Origin of the sequence: Pseudomonas sp. DE0157, from assembly GCF_007678615.1 — a bacterium.
Classification (GTDB): Bacteria; Pseudomonadota; Gammaproteobacteria; order Pseudomonadales; family Pseudomonadaceae; genus Aquipseudomonas; species Aquipseudomonas parafulva_B.
Genome location: NZ_VEJN01000003.1, coordinates 72,731 through 89,339, shown reverse-complemented (window position 1 = coordinate 89,339; position 16,609 = coordinate 72,731). Strand labels below are relative to the sequence as shown.

The window sequence follows — 16,609 nt, the reverse complement described above, 5'->3', positions numbered from 1 at the left end:
GCTTATGTTGGCTCTCGAATGCCTCCTCGCACAAGGCGCCGTATGCCGATCAACCACCCTGTACACGCTGAGACGGGCTGGTGGCGACCAGAACCGGCTCAAAATCGGCCTAACATTCGATAAGCCGTGATTATTCCATGTGAGATTGCACTTGTTTTAGCAGTTCGGAACTAGCAGAATTGGTACGTAATTACATAGTACGTACAACATTACGAAATCGTAGGAGCATGCATGGCACGTGGCGGCATCAACAAGGTGGTTGTGCAACAGGCCAGGCAGGCCCTGATTGCAAGAGGGGAGAACCCCAGCATCGATGCCATCCGCATCGAGCTGGGCAATACAGGCTCGAAAACCACCATTCACCGCTACCTCAAGGAGCTCAACGGACAGCAGCCAATGCCCTCCGAAGGCGGCGCGCCGATCAGTGAGGTATTGAGTCGCCTGGTAGGTCAGTTGGCGACGCAACTGCAAGACGAAGCGGATTTGGTGATCGAGCGGGCAGAAAGCGTCTTCACCGAGCAGCGCGAGGCGCTCGAAGCGGCCTTGGCGGCAGCTGAGCAGGCGCTTGCAGCGGCTGACCAACAGCACGAAATCGATGCAGCGGCCTTGCGTGAGGAGTCAGAGAAACTCAACAGCACGCTAAGCACGCTACAGGCTGAGCAGCTGCGCAGCGCCAGCCTCAACCAGTCCCTGGGGGAACTGCAAGTACGCCTGGCGGATAAGGATGAGCAGGTCAAATCCCTGGAAGACAAGCACCGACACGCCCGCGATGCGCTTGAGCACTACCGCACGGCCAGTCGCGAGCAGCGCGAACACGAGCAGCGTCGTCACGAAGCTCAGTTGCAGCAGATGCAGGTCGAAGTACGGCAGTTACAGCAGGCCATGATCGTCAAGCAGGACGAGCTCACTCGCCTGCACCGTGATAACGAGCGTCTGCTTGGGGAGAATCGCCAGGCGAGCAGCGAACGGCGGGCTCAGGAACAGCTGCTAGAGCAGCGCGACGCCCAGATCCAGGGCTTGCGCACGATGCTGGCACAGGCCCAGGGGAGCAGCGACGAGCTGCGCCGCCAATTGGCTATGCAGGCCAAAGCGCTGGAGGACAGCAAGGTCTCGTGCCGGGATCAGGCGCTAAAGCTTGAGACGCTGGAGCGGGAGCTGACAGAGAACCAGGCGTCGTTGCGCCTGTGTCAGGATCAGCTAAGGGATGGAGAAGATAAATAAAACTTTCTGGCGCAACGGCTTTCTTCCCTAGACAGCCATTTGGAGAAGACCGCATGAGCGAACGAGGCACAACCCACGGCACGCAGCACGGACCTCACTCGACCGACGAAGCCGATAAACCGGATGATCTTGGCTTTGACCCTGATTCTCCCGACCTCGATGATCCTCAGGTAGACCCCCAAGGCCCCGCCAAACCACCAAGGGATGTAGAGAAAGACACCTGAAGGGCACGCACCAAGCAAAAGGCCCTGATCGATACGATCAGGGCCTTTTTTATCCAGCATCAAGGTCAGGGTGGACTTTGCCCGTGCTGACCAGCGGACGTCAGGCTTGTGCCTGTTTTTCCACTTCAGCCTGCTTGGCCGCCTCGACACCCTTGGCAGAGAGCTTGATCGGGTAGTTGAGCGTCATCTCATGTTCAGCATCCACACTTACGCTACCGTCGTGGATCAGGCCATCGTCCTGCAGCGATTTAAGCATGCCGGCCACAGCTTTTTCACCGCGGTAGTTGTCCAGCAGTTCCTTGCCCAGACCATGGGGGTGAGCATGGTTGAGTCGGGTCAGGATTTCGCTTTTCAGTGCGTCGTTACTCATGCGCGCCTCACTTGCCATGCTGGGTTTGCAGTGCCTTGGCTTCTTGCAGGTGTTTCTCAAGGGTTGGCAGGGTCTTGGCAGCGAATGCCTTGAGCTCAGCCTTGTCAGAAGAAGTGGCTTCTTTCTTGAACAGTTCGACGGTCTTCTCGTGAGCATCGACCTGATTGTTCACGTAAGACTTGTCGAAGGACTCGTCACGCCATTCCAGAATCACTTTTTTCACCTTGTCGGTGATGGCCGCATCATCGGGCACCGAGATGTCCAGCTTCTTGGCAATTTCTGCCAGCTCCTGGTTGGCCTTGGTGTGGTCGGTCACCATGTGCTGGGCAAAGGTCTTGATCTCGGCGTTCTGGCTTTTTTCCAAAGCAAGGTTGCCGGTCACGATCTCTGCGATGCCGGCTTCGGTAGCCGCGTCTACGAAGTCGTCCGAGCTGGCAGCAAAGGCGTGAACCGAGGCCATGCCCAGCACCATGGAAAGGCCGACGCGCTTGACGAAGAGATTGCTCATGTTTCACTCCTTAAACGATGGCGCGACATCAGTGTCGCGTACTGTTGAGGGCGCGCGCAGGCCAAAGGTTTCATCTTTTTTGCATCAACAGGGTGTGGCAGTGGTCAACAGCGTTGACCAAGCACGTGCAGGGGATGTGCATGCGAAGCGCCAGGCAGACCGATGAAGAAAGAGCCCTTGCGCTGGCGGGCCAGGGACGAGCGGTAGCCCTGTTTCGCCTGGTGCTGGCGTTCATGCTGGTGGTCATGACCACGTTCGCAGCCGTTGAGGGCTGGCGAATCTGGCGTGATTACCGGGACGCGTTCCACAATGCCGCGAACATGGTGACCAATCTGGCCCAGGCCACCGCCCAGCATGCCGAGGATGCCATTCGCCAGGTCGATTCCATCAGTGCGGCGCTGGTGGAGCGCGTGCAAGGCGATGGGTTCGAGCACTTGGATCGCAAACGCATGCATGGGTTGCTCAGCCAACAGGTGCGCATCATCCCTCAGCTCCACGGCCTGTTCATCTACGACAGCCATGGTCGCTGGCTCGTCACGGACCGCTCGGCAACGCCGCCGGCCGCTAACAATGGCGACCGTGATTACTTCATCTACCACCGCGACCATCCCGATAGCGCCATTCGCATCGGTGCAGTGGTACGCAGCCGCTCGACGGGCGATCTGATCGTACCTATTTCTCGGCGCCTGAATTATCCGGATGGGCGTTTTGCGGGCGTACTGCTTGGGACCATCAAGGTCGACTGGTTCGTGCGTTACTACGGCGAATTCAAGATCGACGAACGTGGTGCGCTGGTGCTGGCCAAGCGCGACGGTACGATCCTGGTGCGGCGCCCATTCGTGGAACCGCTGCTTGAGCGTAACCTGGCCAACAGCGATATTTTCAAGCACCACCTGCCCTATGCAGCCCAAGGGTTGGTCGAAGCGGTGGCCGTCGTCGATGGTACACCGCGCCTGTACGCTTACCGAGCCTTGGCCAGCTACCCGCTGGTGGTCGAAGCGGGCCTGTCACGCGAGTCAATCATCGCCCCCTGGCGCCAGGATGCAATCAAATCGCTGGTGGTGTTACTGGTGCTGGTCATGGTCCTTGCGTTGTTCGGTTGGGTGGTCCTTCGCCAGGTGCGCGAACGCATCGTGATCGAGCGCGCCTTGCACCAGGCCCACCAGACCCTCAAGACCCTTGCCTTGACCGACAGCCTGACCGGGTTGGGTAATCGTCGCAGGCTGGACGCGGTGTTCGAGCCCGAGCTGCGCAGGGCTCGGCGCCAGGCGTATCCGGTGTGCGTGGTGATGCTCGACCTGGATCATTTCAAGGCCTACAACGACCGTTACGGACATGCGGCAGGCGATCAGTGCTTGCAACGCTTCGGCGAACTGCTGCGCCAAGCCGCGCAGCGTCCGGCAGATCTGGCCGTACGCTACGGGGGCGAGGAGTTTACCTTGCTGTTACCCGACACGGATGTACGCGGAGCGAAGGCGTTTGTCGAGACGCTGCAGCAGGCTCTGCGCAAGGAGATGCTGGTGCATGCGGGCAGTCCACTGGGGATCGTCTCGTTCAGTGCGGGTATTGCGGTGGCAGAACCCACGCGCAGTGAACAGAGTCCACAGCAACTGCTCGAAGCCGCAGATGCGGCACTGTATGAAGCCAAGCGCCAGGGCCGGGACCGCTACGCGGTCGCTGACCCTTGAGAACCGCATGGGGATGCAGGCAGCCCGCCTAGCCCTGGCGGGCATCGACTTCATGCCTGAAGTTGCCAACGTACCGAACTGACGCCCTTCTCCAGGCTGACCCGGCTGACCAGCCGCTCCAACTGGGCGGGCGCCTGTGAGGTACCCAGCAACTGGGCACGCACTTCCAGGCGGGCCGGGTCTGGCAAGTCCTCGCTGTGCAAGGACTGCAGGCGCAGTTCAGGCTCGCCGAGGCTATGCAGCATCAAGCTGCGTACCTGAATCTCATCCTGGGCTCGACAGACAATACGCACCTCGAACTGCTGTTCTACCTCCGTGGCGGGCACCACCTCCTGGCGGTCCAGGCGTTGGGCGATATCCCTTAGCAAGATGTTGGCGCACAGCACGACCACCGCGCCCAGGGCTGCTTCGAGCAGCAGCCCCAGGCTGCACAGCACGCCGATGGCAGCGGTGCACCACAGCGTTGCCGCGGTGTTCAGCCCCCGCACATTGAAGCCGTCACGCATGATGACGCCGCCGCCCAGGAAACCGATACCCGACACCACATACGCCGCCACCCGGGAGGCGTCGGTAGGCGCCATGCCTGGAACCGCCTGGGTCATCAGTACAAACAGACAGGCACCCGTACTGACCAGGCCGTTGGTGCGCAGGCCAGTCAAGCGCTGACGCAATTGGCGTTCGGCGCCGATCAAAGCCCCCAGCAGCAGGGCGGTGCTGACACGCAGCAGAAATACTTTCCAATCCATTACGAACCTCTTCCACGGGCCCAGGCCCGCTCTAACGCCATCACTCAAGAAAGCGCGGTGGTAAAAACCAGAGATGCGAAAGGACCACAGGGGGGAAGGAGGGGGCGATGCTGTGCATCGGCTGCCTCGGCAACTCGGCCAGGCAGCGTGGGAGACTGCCGGGCTAGCGCGCCGCGTGGGCCTGTCGCAAGCGACTGGGGCTAGTGTCCAATGCAGGGCTCCTATTGGTGAATGCAAAAGTGCGGCGCGGACGATAAGCCCGACCCTCGATCAGGTCAAGGGTAAAAACATGACAATGGCGTCATCCGCAAATGCCTGACAAGCCTGCCGGTACGATGGAAAAATTCACGGCCAATGGTTAACCTTTTGCCTTTTCTGAACCGTTGCGGGCTGATCCATGCTGTTCAATATCCTCGTCCTGCTTGGCACACTGGTGGCCATGGAGGGTGTCGGCACCTTGGCGCACAAGTACATCATGCATGGCTGGGGCTGGTGGCTGCATCGCTCGCACCACGAACCCCAGCTGGGCATGCTCGAAACCAACGACGTGTACCTGCTGGCACTGGCGGTGATTTCGCTGGCACTGGTGGCGGTCGGCAAAGCCGGGCATGCGCCACTGCAGTGGGTCGGAGGCGGGGTGGCGGCTTACGGCGCGCTGTACGTGATTGCGCATGATGGCTTTTTTCACCGTCACTGGCCCCGCACGGTGCGCCCGGTGGGGCGCTACCTGACGCGCCTGCACCGCGCGCATCGGCTGCACCACGCCGTCAAAGGGCGCAAGGGTAGCGTGTCGTTCGGTTTTTTCTACGCGCCCCCGTTAAAGCGGCTGGTGCGCGAGCTGCGGCGCAACAGGGGCTCTGGTCTCTGAGGTCTCAAGCGCACAGACGCCTTTGCTGATCGGGTTGCCTCCACCACCCTGCCTGCCCGGCATACATTGCACTGTCTGGACCTGCGCAGTAGCATGCGCGCTTTTCAGCCCAGGACTCGCCCTTCATGCCGTATCAGCAAGGTCTGCTTGCCACGCCCGTGCCGGTGCACGCGCGTCACCTGTTCTTCTCCATCGAGTCAACCGAGGCCGTGCCTGCGGCCCTCGATGCCTTGCTGGGCCATGTCGACGGCCTGCGTGTGACACTGGGTGTGGGCGCCCCTTTGGCAAAAGCCCTGAACGCCCAGATCCAAGGCCTGACCCCGTTCCCGCTGCTGGACGCCGCGGTCGAGAACCCCAGTACCCAGCATGCGCTGTGGCTGTGGTTGCGGGGAGACGAACGCGGGGACCTGTATCTGCAGGCCCAGGCGCTGGAGCGTCTATTGAGCCCAGCCTTTGCGCTGGTTGATCACGTCGATGGCTTCCTCCACCAAGGCGGTCGGGATCTGACGGGCTACGAAGACGGCACGGAAAACCCCAGTGGCGACGACGCCATCGAAGCCGCCATCCTGAGTGAGGGCGCGCCTGGCTTGCAGGGGTCGAGCTTCGCCGCGTTCCAGCTGTGGAAGCACGACATGCACTACTTCAAATCGCTGCCACAGCAGGTGCAGGACAACATCATCGGCCGGCGCCTGAGCGATAACGAGGAACTGGAGGATGCGCCTGAGTCCGCCCATGTGAAGCGTACTGCCCAGGAAAGCTATGCACCGGAGGCTTTCATGGTGCGTCGCTCGGTTTCCTGGGCTGATACCCGCGGTGCAGGGCTGGCGTTCGTGGCGCTGGGTACGTCTTTCACCTCGTTTGAGGTTCAGCTGCGCCGCATGAGCGGGCTGGAGGACGGTGTGATCGATGCCCTGTATCAGTTCACACGCCCGCTGACCGGGGGCTACTACTGGTGCCCGCCGATTGCGCAGGGTTCGCTGGACTTGCGCCTGCTGTTGCAGCCCGAGGCTTAAACATCCAGATACACAAGATGATCGCAAGACAGCTTCCACGAACTAGCATTGGATATTTCCGCTCTGTTACGGAGATTTCCTATGTATGGACGTCGGGATGTCCTACGTGCGGGCGCTGCGATCGGTCTGCTGGCCACCAGCCCCTGGCTGAGCGCAGCTGCAGTGGCGAGCCTGCTCTCGCGGCCGATTCCGTCAACGGGTGAGCTACTGCCGGTGATCGGCGCCGGCACGTCAGGCAGCTTCGAAGTCGAGGCCGGCTCAGCGGACTACCGGCAGCTGTATCAGGTGCTTGAAGCCTTCTTCAAAGGTGGCGGTCGGGTCATCGACACCTCTCCCAACTACGGCGGCGCCGACAGCATCCTGGGTCAACTGCTCGCCGAAGGCGGGTGGCACCGCCAGTGCTTCATTGCCACCAAGATCGCCGCCAACAGCCGCGCAGATGCCCAGGCCCAATGGGACGGCACGCTGCGCAGCCTGCGCACGGACAAGGTGGACCTGCTACAAGTGCACAATTTGCGTGACTGGCAACAGCAGTTGCCCTATGCACGTGAACTCAAGCAACAGGGCAAGACACGCTATGTGGGCATCACCCACTATCTGGACTCGGGACACGACCAGGTGGCCGCGATCGTGCGCAGCCAGGCTCTGGACTTCATCCAGATCAATTACGCAGTCAATGCCCCTGGCGCTGCGCGTGAGCTTCTTCCCTTGTGCCGTGACAAGGGCGTGGCGGTGCTGATCAACCGCGCCTTCGATGACGGTCGTCTGTTCGCGGCGGTCAAGGATCGCGCCCTTCCAGAATGGGCACAGGAACAGGGCGTCGGTAGCTGGGCCCAGTTGTTCCTGAAGTTCGCACTCAGCCACCCGGCAGTCACCGCCGTGATACCGGCCACTGGCCGACTGGATCGTCAGTTGGACCAACTCAAGGCAGGGCAGGGTCCGATGCTTACCCAGGCGCAGCAGCAAGCGCTGATCGAACAGTTCGCCTGACACCATGGTGACGCGGCGGCAGCGCCTGCAGCAGATGCTGGACATGCGGTCTGGGGAAGCGCCAGCGGTTCTGGCAGGCAGCCTACTGTTCTTCATGCTGTTCACGGGGTATTTCATGCTCCGGCCCGTGCGCGAAACCATGGGCGTTGCCGGTGGCGTCGAAAACCTGCAATGGCTGTTCACCGGTACCTTCATCGCCACGTTGGTTTGCCTGCCTGTGTTTGGTTGGATGGCCTCCCGTGTACGGCGCCGGCACATATTGCCTTGGACCTATGGCTTCTTCATCTGCAACCTGCTCGCCTTTGCCGCGCTATTGGCACGCCATCCCGACGGGCCTTGGGTGGCCCGGGCGTTCTATATCTGGTTGTCGGTATTCAATCTACTGAGTATCTCGCTGGCCTGGAGCGTACTCGCCGACCTGTTCAGCACCGAGCAAGGCAAGCGCCTGTTCGGCGTACTGGCAGCAGGGGCGAGTGTGGGCGGATTGTGCGGGCCGCTGCTCGGCACGCTGCTGGTTGCGCCCCTTGGACACCCCGGTTTGTTGACGCTCGCGGCCGTGTTGCTGCTGGGCAGCGTACTGGCCGCCTGGGTGTTGCAGCGTTGGCGCACGAATAATCCACTCCCGACCCGCGATCCCGCTTGCGAGGGCCGCGCACTGGGCGGCAATCCGTTTTCCGGTGCAACGGCGGTAATACGCACGCCCTATCTGCTCGGTATTGCTCTGTTCGTCGTGCTGCTGGCCAGTGTGAGCACATTCCTCTATTTCGAACAGGCTCGCATTGTCAGTGAAACCTTCACCGACCGTACTCGCCAGACGCAGGTGTTCGGCGCAATAGATGCAGTCGTTCAGGCACTGGCCATTCTCACGCAGCTGTTTTTCACCGGTCGGCTCGCTCGACGCCTGGGGGTGCGGGTGTTGCTGGTGGCAGTGCCGCTGGCCATGGCTGCCGGGTTCATGTGCCTGGCCTTGTCGCCTGTCTTCGCCCTGTTCGTCATCGTGATGGTCGTAAGGCGGGCCGGCGAGTATGCCCTGGTTCGGCCTGGCCGCGAGATGCTCTTCACCGTGGTCAGCGCCGAAGACAAGTACAAGGCCAAGAACTTCATCGACACCGTGGTCTACCGAGGCGGGGATGCGGTCAGCGGCTGGATAAAGCGGGCCTTGGACCTGATGGGGGATCATCCACAGGTGGCCATGCTAATCGGAGCGCTACTTGCCGTCTGCTGGGCCGCAACCGGTCATTGGCTCGGTGGCCAGCAAGGTCGACGCGACGAAACCCGTCGCCGCTGACAGGTACACCAACTATTGGGCTGACCCTTCTTTAACGCCGTTTGTCAGAAGCCTTCTCGATAATGCGAATCCTCAAGCACGGGTGTACTCCCAAGTCATGTACGGCATTGGCGCCGTGCATTCCGAAGTCATAAGAGGTTTCAGATCATGGCCACTAAAGACAACAGCCGTAGCGGTAACCAGCAGGGCAGCCAGGGCGGTAGCAAAAATTCGGGCAACTTCGCCAATGACCGTGAGAAGGCTTCCGAAGCCGGCAAGAAGGGAGGGCAGGCAAGCGGCGGCCACTCCAGCGAGTCGGGCCGCAAAGGCGGCAAGTCGTAAGTGAAGCCTTGCAGTGCCAGGCTAGCCTGGCACTGCGATTCTTCGAACAAGGAGCCAGCCATGCGCACATTCCCACTGATCACTCTCATGGGCGCCTTGACTCTGGTCGGCGGTTGTTTTGACCGCGACAACAATCATCCCGGCAAGGACTCCGATGCCAGCAAGCCGTCCTTGCAGATGCAAAAACCTGACGAACAAACCGCACCCCGTTCTGCGCCAGCCCCTGAGCCGATGCCAGGGCAGAAAGCCAACCAATAATACGCGCACGAGGAATACGCCATGACGGTCATGACCCGCCAGACCGCCGCGATGGTCCAAGCCCCATCTGTCGCTCCCAGCCTGAAAGACCGCTATCACGTCCTGCTCGAGGGCCATGACACCAGTAGCCGGGCCTGGCTCGATAGCCAGTTGGCTCAGGCCCGGAGCATGCCTGATGACCTGCCGGATGACCCATCGCAACTCGACGCCTGGAGCTTGCAGCACGCTGCCGGTGTGGCCGAGGGATACAAGGCGTACCTGGAGCAGCGCAAGCAGGGCGCCCCGCGGCGCTATTTCGCCAACCGCGCCCAGGCGTTGTGGTTCCTGCAGCAAGTCGAACCCACCAAGGTTGTGGACGGCGCGTGGCTGTTCAGTGCCCTGCGTCAATGGCGAGATCCACGCTACCACGGCCTGATCCGTACCTACCTCGAGGAGCTGGGCAGCGGTGACCCTCGCTGCAATCACGTGCTGATCTACCAGCGCCTGATGAGCAGGCTCGGCTGCCTGGATCGCCCGGACCTGGACGATTCCCGTTACCTGCAGGCGTCCTTGCAATTGGCCCTTGGCGAGTATGGCCAGGACTATTTACCTGAAGTGATCGGCTACAACCTTGGCTACGAACAACCGCCTTTGCACTTGTTGATCACAACTTACGAATTGGCTGAGCTGGGCATCGACGGATTTTACTTCCAGCTGCACGTCACCATCGACAATGCAGCCAGCGGTCATGCCCATCTGTCGCTCCAGGCCCTGCACCAGTTGTGCCCGACTGATGATGTGGCGGGTTTTTATGAGCGGGTCCGTCGGGGCTACCGTCTCAATGATCTAGGGACCAGCACCCCTGCGCTCATCGCAAGTTTCGACTTGGAAGCTGAGCTGCTTCAGGCCCTGGAGCACAAGCGCAATTTTGGGCAGTTCATGCACTCGGACCACTGCCGTCTGCAAAAACGCACCATCAACCAATGGCTGGCCGAGCCAGGCGCCATGCCGGCCTTTCTTGACGCCATGCAAGCCCAGGGTTGGATTCGCCGCGGCGAAGCTCCTGAGCAAAGCCGCTGGTGGACGCTGATCGAGGGGCCAACCGCGCCCATGTATGGTGTATTTACCGCCTACGAGAAGCAGCTGTGGCACGATTGGATCGCCGCGGGTTCACAATCGCGCATTCGTCGTGTGTTACCCGGCAGCTGGGAGGCGGCACTGCAATTGCAAGACCAGACGCCGGGTACCCAGCGGCAGCGCCCTGCGCACCACGATATTGATACGTTGATTTGTGCCATGTCCGGCAATAAACATGCGACGCCCGAAGGACTGGCCGCGACCCAGGCTTACATACAGGCCACTGGCCTGCTCCAGGAAGGATCTCACTGATGCCCCTCGATTCACCACAGACAGCCGCTGACCAGGCTCTGCTACAGCTAGGAAAGCGCCTTCGCGCTGGTGGTTACCACTTTACCTGCGTGACCCCGGCGACCCATGCATTGGTCAATGCGCGACCAGGCGCTGAGAAGGCTTGCACCGTCCGGGATGTATTCGGTTGGAGCCGGCCATTCGCCGGCTCGATGCTTTCGGCCGATGAGCTGGACTTGATGAAAACCGCTGGCGTGGTGAAGTCTCATCGAGACTTATTGGCCAGCACCGTCCGTTGGTCGAGCCTCGACGGGCTGCTACTGGTGCACTCGGCCTACCCTACGCAGGCCAGCGATGCGGTGTTCTTCGGCCCCGACAGTTACCGGTTCGCTAATGTCATCCAGGATCACCTGCGATCGACGCCCAAGCGCATTGAGCGTGCAGTGGACATTGGCTGTGGCACAGGGGTGGGCGCATTGGTGATCGCTCGTGCTGCGCAGCACGCGCAGGTGACCGCCGTGGATATCAACCCCAAGGCGCTGCGTTTTACTGCGGTCAATACGGCACTTGCCGACATCGGTAATGTGTCTGTGCAGCAAAGCGATATCCTGCAGGACGTGACAGGTCAGTTCGACTTGATCGTGGCCAATCCGCCTTACATGCTTGACGATGGTGAACGCACGTATCGCCATGGCGGAGGATCGCTCGGAGCGGATCTTTCGCGACGCATCATCGAGCAGAGCCTTGAGCGACTGAGCGTGGGGGGATCATTGTTGCTGTATACCGGCGTTGCCATCGTCGAGGGGCAAGACGCTCTGCTAGAAGGCATTCGCGAGCAGCTGGCCGGCCCTGAATTTTCTTGGGTATATCGAGAGATCGACCCTGACGTGTTCGGCGAGCAATTATTGGAGCCTGGCTATGAGCGGGTGGAACGTATTGCTGCGGTAGCACTGACGGTTATGCGCAATCGTTGAGACCGGAGTGTTATCGACACGCCTGGCCCATCGTGGCGTTAAGCGGCTGCTGTAGCAGACCTGCCTGTGCAGACACATTCTTGACCTAACCACCGGTTCAAAGAGAATAGCGAGATCGACAACCGTTTCTCCAAGGACCGTAGCCATGATGCTGACCCCGCTGTTCCCCCGTGTAGCCCTGGAAGACACGCTGTTCGTCTTTGCCCTGGAGGCAGAGGCGGGCGGTCTGTTCGGGCATCTGAATACGGTCTTCACCGGTATTGGCAAGGTGAATGCGGCCATCGCGCTCACCCGCGCTGTGACTACGCGCAGGCCCAGGCTCATCGTCAATCTCGGCTCGGCAGGCAGCCGGCTGCATGGCAAGGGCAGCCTGGTGTGCTGCACACGGTTCGTCCAGCGCGACATGGACGTCACGCCTCTGGGGTTTGCGCGTTACGAAACGCCGCTTTCCGACATCCCTGTCGTACTTGAACATGGGCTGGCCATTGCGGGGCAGCCTATCGAAACCTGTGGCACAGGCGATAATTTCGAGATCAGCCACGGTGATGCGCCCTATGACGTGGTCGACATGGAGGCCTATGCGCTGGCGCTTGTCGCACGGTCCGAGGACATCCCGTTCGTATGCCTGAAATACATCTCCGACGATGCCGGGAGCGATGCGGCCACCGACTGGTCCGTGCAGGTGCACTTGGCGGCAGAAGCCTTCAAGCGGGTGCTCTTCAATCCTGCCTGAATATCTGCCTATGGCTGTGGGAGCCACCGGGCACTGCGGTTAAACCTTTCCTGATGTGGCGCAGTCACTTGAGGTATCAGCAGATCACTCAGGGAGCATGTCAATGGCCAGGGCAATCTGGAAAGGCGCCATCAGTTTCGGTTTGGTACACATCCCCGTGGCGCTCAACTCCGCCGTCAGCAGTGAACGCGTTGATTTTGACTGGCTGGACAAGCGCAGCATGGACCCAGTGGGCTACAAGCGCATCAACAAAGTCACCGGCAAGGACATCGACAAGGAGAACATCGTCAAGGGCGTAGAGTACGAGAAGGGCCGCTATGTGGTGATCAGTGAACAGGAGATCCGCAAGGCCCGCCCGGAGGCCACTCAGACGATCGACATCTTTTCATTCGTGGACGCAGGGGAAATTCCCCTTCAACACTTCGACACCCCTTATTACCTGAGCCCTGACCGGCGCGGCGGCAAGGTCTATGCGCTGTTGCGCGAAACGCTGGCCACCACCGGCAAAGTGGCTTTGGCGACAGTCGTGCTGCACACACGCCAGCACCTTGCGCTTATTCGACCCCTGGATGAAGCCCTGGTAATGATCACGTTGCGCTGGCCCGATGAGGTACGTGGGCTCGATACCCTTGAACTGGACACGACTGTGACCAAGGCTAAAGTGGACAAACGGGAACTGGACATGGCCAAGCGTCTGGTTCAAGACATGACCGGCACCTGGTCACCGGACGAGTATCACGACGCGTTTCGGGACACAATCATGGAGTTGGTCGCGGAAAAAGCCAGCAAAGGCAAGATCGAGACGGTGGAGAAGGGCGAGGACAGCAGCGGCGAGAAGAGCGCAGACATCATCGATCTCACCGAGCTGCTCAAACGCAGCCTCGGCGGCAAAAGCACCGCGTCTCCCAAGAAGAAACCGGCTGCGGCGAAGAAGCCCGCCAAACGTACGCGCAAGGCTTCTTGAGTACACTCACACCTGCTAGGCCTGCAGGTGCTCCTGCAGGCCGGCCAGGTAATCGCCAAACCCTTCGCGTGCTCGACACTCGCGCCGGCTGCTGGTGGCCACACTGTGCGCAGCCGACCAACTGATCGGCACCCCCAGCGCTTCCAGGTCCCGCACCAGTTGAACATCCTCGTGGGCAGCCAGTGGCTGGAAGCCGTCGACGCGCTGATACGCCTGGGCGCTTACGCCTAGATTGGCCCCATGGATATGACGGTGCCCGTCACGTGCCTCGTAGCGGCTCAGGTAGAGCTTGCGTAAGGCGGCTGTTTGCCAGGGCTGCCAGTGGCTCACATGGACCGTACCGCAGACGACTTCAGCGCCGCAGTCGAGCTGTGACGTCAGCCAGTGGGCAGGAACCTGGCTGTCGGCGTCTGTGCAGGCGAGCCATGTGGCACCGCGCGCGAGCATCCATTCTGCGCCCGCGCGCCGAGCCATGCCGACATTACCGGCATCGATGGCGAAGGTGTGTGCACCATGGCGCCGGGCGACGGCGGCGGTGCCGTCGGTACAGCGATCGAGCACCACCAGAATATCGACCTCATGACCGGCTACCGCAGCGTGTTGGGCGGCAGCCGAGGCAGCCTTCAGGCATCGACCCAGACGCCGGGCTTCGTTGTGGGCCGGAATGACGATGCCGATCATATGCACGTCTCGTCCAGGTCTACCACGCTGGGTTGATTCGACCAGTAAGCCATGATGAAGTCGGCTTCGTCGTGGCAGAACACCGGGTACAGCGGCAGGTGTTTGGACAGCATTCGGTGCACCTCGCGCCCGTCCTGGGGGCACCCGGCAATCGGGTGCTTCCAGTGACACGCCAGCAGGCCGCCGTCGTAGGACAAGCTGGCGACAGACTGTTCGATTACCTGCAACCAGTCGGTGGGATCAAGGTAGTAGCCCACTTCGCTGAGCACGATCAGATCGAAACGCCCGCCTGGCCAGTCGGCAGGCAGGCGCGCACGTTCGACCTGTGCGTGGCGGACATCGGCCAGGCGATCGGTGGCCAAGCCCACAGCCTTCGGGTCGAGGTCCTGGCACACCAACTCGGCACAGCGCTCGGCCAGCAGCACACTGAGTTCGCCATTGGCGCAGGCGGGCTCGAACACCCGTTCGTAACACTGCCGGGGCAGGCTTGCCATGACCAGGTCGCGTTTTCGTTTTTCATACCAGCGGGTACGAAAGGCCCAGGGGTCTTCGTTGGCGGCATACAGGTCGGCGAAATATTGGGCATCGATACTCATGGCGAATCCTTTTACAAGAAGACCAGTTCGAAGGGCTGTAGCACGCAGTCCAGCAGGTTAGGGCGTAGCACCGGCGGTGTACAACCGTCAGGCTCGAACTGGCTGGCGTGTGCAGCAATGGCTTTGCGCTTGCGTGCCACCTGGCCCTCATTGAGTTGCAAGCGGTGCGCGCGCTCCCAGGGCAGACGTGGATCGTCAGGTTGTCCCCAGTGCCATGCCCATACTGGGACTTCCACCAGCTGGGCTTTACGCGCTAGCGCTGCCTGTGCCCCGGCCCGGCCTACGGCCTCGTGATCGCAGTGGCCGTCACCTCGCCAGGTCGTCATCAGCACATCCTCAGGGCGCAGTAGCTGAGTCAGATGGCTGACCAGAAAGGCTTCCTCCCTGGCCAGTTGACTGTCCTTCAGGTGCAGGCGGCGCCAATCGATACGCTTGGGGTCCAGCCCGAGTTGCTCGATGGCCTTGCGGCTTTCTTGCGGCCGGTCGCGACGCAAACGATGCTCTGTCCAGCGGGTCGAGCTGGGATGGCTGCCTTCGCCGTCGGTCGCCGAGATCAGCACCAGGTCCTCTTCACGCCCGGCAAAATCGGTCAGCAGACCGCCTGCCATGAGAATCTCGTCATCCGGATGGGGTGCGATCAGCACCAGGCGCCGACCAGGCGGGCAGAGCTGGTGTGCATTGAGCCAGGTGGCCCGGGCCAGATGGGCCGAGTGCTGCCACGCTGACCAGGGCGTACCATCATTGGACTGGATCAGGTCTTCACTCATAGCTGCCATGCTCCGGAAGAAAGCTGTGCGGTCTGTTCGCCGAGGGCTGCAAGGTCTCGCTCGGCGTGACTTTGGCGAATGAACACCGGCAGGTCTGCGCTCAAGCGCGCAAAGTGGGCATTACGGCAAAACGGGGTTGCACCCAATGCTCGGCCTACGTGACGCATGACGTGTTCCACGGCATGTTCAACCTGAGCGCGCACGCGTTGCACGATCAGGCTGGCATCGGCGCCTGGGTTGAGATCGATCCAGGCAGCACATTCACGCAATGCCGCCCGAGCGCCGCACAGGGCGGCATCTACAGCGCCCAAGTGCGCGTCTGCGTGGGGGTCTGGTTTGGGTTTGCGGCAGTGCTCGCGCAGGTATTCGGCCAGCGCCTCGGCCGCCCCATACCAGCAGGCGGCGATGCCCGCGCCGCCGTGCCAGAAGCCCGGCCTGGACAAATATTGGCCCGCTGCACCGACGAGCACACCAGGTGTGTCGTTGAATTCGACCTCGACACTGGCAGTGCTGGCCATGCCCACAGCCTGCCAATGCTCGATATTGAGGCCCAAGGTTGGGTCGGCCAAGCGGATGGCAACCAGCTGTGGCTTACCGGACTCGTCCCAGGCGGTGATCAATGCCTGATCGATTTGCAAGGCGCCCGAACACCACGCTTTCTTTCCGCCGAGGCGGACACGGCCCCCGTCTTGGGAGGTGATGACGGCACGAGCATCCGGGGGCTCTGCGGCCCACACGCCCCAGATCCCCTCAGACGAAAGATGGCCAGCACCACACTCGGCCAGGATCGCCAAAGCGTCCGTATGCCCTTCATAGAGCTTGGCCAATACCAGGTCACAGCCGGCGACCCGCGACAAGGTCTGCCAACGCTCAAGCGTATTGCCGTGGCCCGGCCTGGGCAGAATATCCAGGCAATGGGCCTGCAAAGCTTTCATCAGTTCAAGTAACTGGGTGTCGACATTGAGCGGCTGCAGCCGCTCGTCATAAGTGCGCAACAAGCGGTCCAGCTGGGTGAGGTCATAGTTCTGAGGCATGCTCATGCGCGTAACTCC

The 16,609-nt window shown here is 61.3% G+C and carries 20 protein-coding genes; 13 read left to right on the top strand and 7 right to left on the bottom strand.

Going from position 1 to position 16,609, the window contains the following annotated elements; genetic code table 11:
• Positions 1-231: 231 nt before the first annotated feature.
• Both FS777_RS06020 and FS777_RS21635 read left to right on the top strand, forming a co-directional pair.
• Positions 232-1,221: a DNA-binding protein gene (locus FS777_RS06020; RefSeq protein ID WP_078478634.1), complete on the top strand. Its 990-nt coding sequence runs from the start codon at positions 232-234 to the stop codon at positions 1,219-1,221.
• A gap of 53 nt (positions 1,222-1,274) precedes the next feature.
• Positions 1,275-1,445: a DUF6021 family protein gene (locus FS777_RS21635; protein ID WP_196125528.1), complete on the top strand. Its 171-nt coding sequence runs from the start codon at positions 1,275-1,277 to the stop codon at positions 1,443-1,445.
• A 100-nt stretch (positions 1,446-1,545) separates the two neighbouring features.
• Here FS777_RS21635 and FS777_RS06015 read toward each other — a convergent pair whose 3' ends face one another.
• Positions 1,546-1,815 carry a hypothetical protein gene (locus FS777_RS06015; RefSeq protein ID WP_058604664.1) on the bottom strand — a complete coding sequence of 90 codons (270 nt, stop codon included), beginning with the start codon at positions 1,813-1,815 and terminating at the stop codon, positions 1,546-1,548.
• 7 nt (positions 1,816-1,822) lie between these two features.
• Complete coding sequence (locus FS777_RS06010; protein WP_078478633.1) at positions 1,823-2,323, bottom strand: DUF4142 domain-containing protein; 501 nt, start codon at positions 2,321-2,323, stop codon at positions 1,823-1,825.
• Between the two features lie 140 nt (positions 2,324-2,463).
• Here FS777_RS06010 and FS777_RS06005 point away from each other — a divergent pair, with 140 nt between their 5' ends.
• Complete coding sequence (locus FS777_RS06005; protein WP_078478632.1) at positions 2,464-4,011, top strand: sensor domain-containing diguanylate cyclase; 1,548 nt, start codon at positions 2,464-2,466, stop codon at positions 4,009-4,011.
• 50 nt (positions 4,012-4,061) lie between these two features.
• On the opposite strand, the gene FS777_RS06000 is transcribed toward FS777_RS06005, so the two are convergent.
• Positions 4,062-4,757, bottom strand: coding sequence for an MgtC/SapB family protein (locus FS777_RS06000; RefSeq protein ID WP_058604574.1), 696 nt, complete (start codon positions 4,755-4,757; stop codon positions 4,062-4,064).
• A gap of 397 nt (positions 4,758-5,154) precedes the next feature.
• Between FS777_RS06000 and FS777_RS05995 the strand changes: the two genes are divergently transcribed.
• The 10 genes from FS777_RS05995 to FS777_RS05950 all read left to right on the top strand — a co-directional run bounded on the left by FS777_RS05995 (position 5,155) and on the right by FS777_RS05950 (position 13,513).
• A complete protein-coding gene (locus FS777_RS05995) occupies positions 5,155-5,625 on the top strand; it encodes a sterol desaturase family protein (protein WP_058639263.1) in 471 nt (156 codons plus the stop codon).
• A 125-nt stretch (positions 5,626-5,750) separates the two neighbouring features.
• Positions 5,751-6,638 carry a Dyp-type peroxidase gene (locus FS777_RS05990; protein ID WP_145254450.1) on the top strand — a complete coding sequence of 296 codons (888 nt, stop codon included), beginning with the start codon at positions 5,751-5,753 and terminating at the stop codon, positions 6,636-6,638.
• An 81-nt stretch (positions 6,639-6,719) separates the two neighbouring features.
• Complete coding sequence (locus tag FS777_RS05985; RefSeq protein ID WP_078478630.1) at positions 6,720-7,628, top strand: aldo/keto reductase; 909 nt, start codon at positions 6,720-6,722, stop codon at positions 7,626-7,628.
• Between the two features lie 4 nt (positions 7,629-7,632).
• Positions 7,633-8,916: an NTP/NDP exchange transporter gene (locus tag FS777_RS05980; RefSeq protein WP_058639266.1), complete on the top strand. Its 1,284-nt coding sequence runs from the start codon at positions 7,633-7,635 to the stop codon at positions 8,914-8,916.
• A 147-nt stretch (positions 8,917-9,063) separates the two neighbouring features.
• A complete protein-coding gene (locus FS777_RS05975) occupies positions 9,064-9,237 on the top strand; it encodes a general stress protein (RefSeq protein ID WP_023535600.1) in 174 nt (57 codons plus the stop codon).
• A 60-nt stretch (positions 9,238-9,297) separates the two neighbouring features.
• A complete protein-coding gene (locus FS777_RS05970; RefSeq protein WP_058639267.1) occupies positions 9,298-9,495 on the top strand; it encodes a hypothetical protein in 198 nt (65 codons plus the stop codon).
• Positions 9,496-9,516: 21 nt separating this feature from the next.
• Positions 9,517-10,863: an iron-containing redox enzyme family protein gene (locus FS777_RS05965; RefSeq protein ID WP_058639268.1), complete on the top strand. Its 1,347-nt coding sequence runs from the start codon at positions 9,517-9,519 to the stop codon at positions 10,861-10,863.
• Positions 10,863-11,816 carry a class I SAM-dependent methyltransferase gene (locus FS777_RS05960; protein ID WP_145254447.1) on the top strand — a complete coding sequence of 318 codons (954 nt, stop codon included), beginning with the start codon at positions 10,863-10,865 and terminating at the stop codon, positions 11,814-11,816. The genes FS777_RS05965 and FS777_RS05960 overlap by 1 nt, the downstream gene beginning before the upstream one ends.
• A 145-nt stretch (positions 11,817-11,961) precedes the next feature.
• Complete coding sequence (locus FS777_RS05955; RefSeq protein ID WP_145254444.1) at positions 11,962-12,549, top strand: nucleosidase; 588 nt, start codon at positions 11,962-11,964, stop codon at positions 12,547-12,549.
• A gap of 103 nt (positions 12,550-12,652) precedes the next feature.
• Positions 12,653-13,513, top strand: a complete 861-nt coding sequence (locus FS777_RS05950; RefSeq protein ID WP_078478626.1) for a Ku protein — start codon at positions 12,653-12,655, stop codon at positions 13,511-13,513.
• Positions 13,514-13,528: 15 nt separating this feature from the next.
• Here the strand turns inward: FS777_RS05950 and FS777_RS05945 are convergent, their stop codons facing one another.
• The 4 genes from FS777_RS05945 to FS777_RS05930 are packed head-to-tail and all read right to left on the bottom strand — an operon-like array spanning position 13,529 to position 16,597.
• Positions 13,529-14,194, bottom strand: a complete 666-nt coding sequence (locus FS777_RS05945; protein WP_078478625.1) for a glycosyltransferase — start codon at positions 14,192-14,194, stop codon at positions 13,529-13,531.
• Positions 14,191-14,790, bottom strand: coding sequence for a bifunctional 2-polyprenyl-6-hydroxyphenol methylase/3-demethylubiquinol 3-O-methyltransferase UbiG (locus tag FS777_RS05940; protein WP_144965838.1), 600 nt, complete (start codon positions 14,788-14,790; stop codon positions 14,191-14,193). The genes FS777_RS05945 and FS777_RS05940 overlap by 4 nt, the downstream gene beginning before the upstream one ends.
• Positions 14,791-14,801: 11 nt before the next feature.
• Entirely contained in the window at positions 14,802-15,557 is a 756-nt protein-coding gene (locus FS777_RS05935) for a PIG-L deacetylase family protein (RefSeq protein ID WP_145254441.1), read from the bottom strand.
• The gene (locus tag FS777_RS05930; RefSeq protein ID WP_058639274.1) at positions 15,554-16,597 is read right to left on the bottom strand and encodes an acyl-CoA dehydrogenase family protein; all 1,044 of its coding nucleotides are present in this window, start codon (positions 16,595-16,597) and stop codon (positions 15,554-15,556) included. The genes FS777_RS05935 and FS777_RS05930 overlap by 4 nt, the downstream gene beginning before the upstream one ends.
• Positions 16,598-16,609 lie beyond the last annotated feature (12 nt).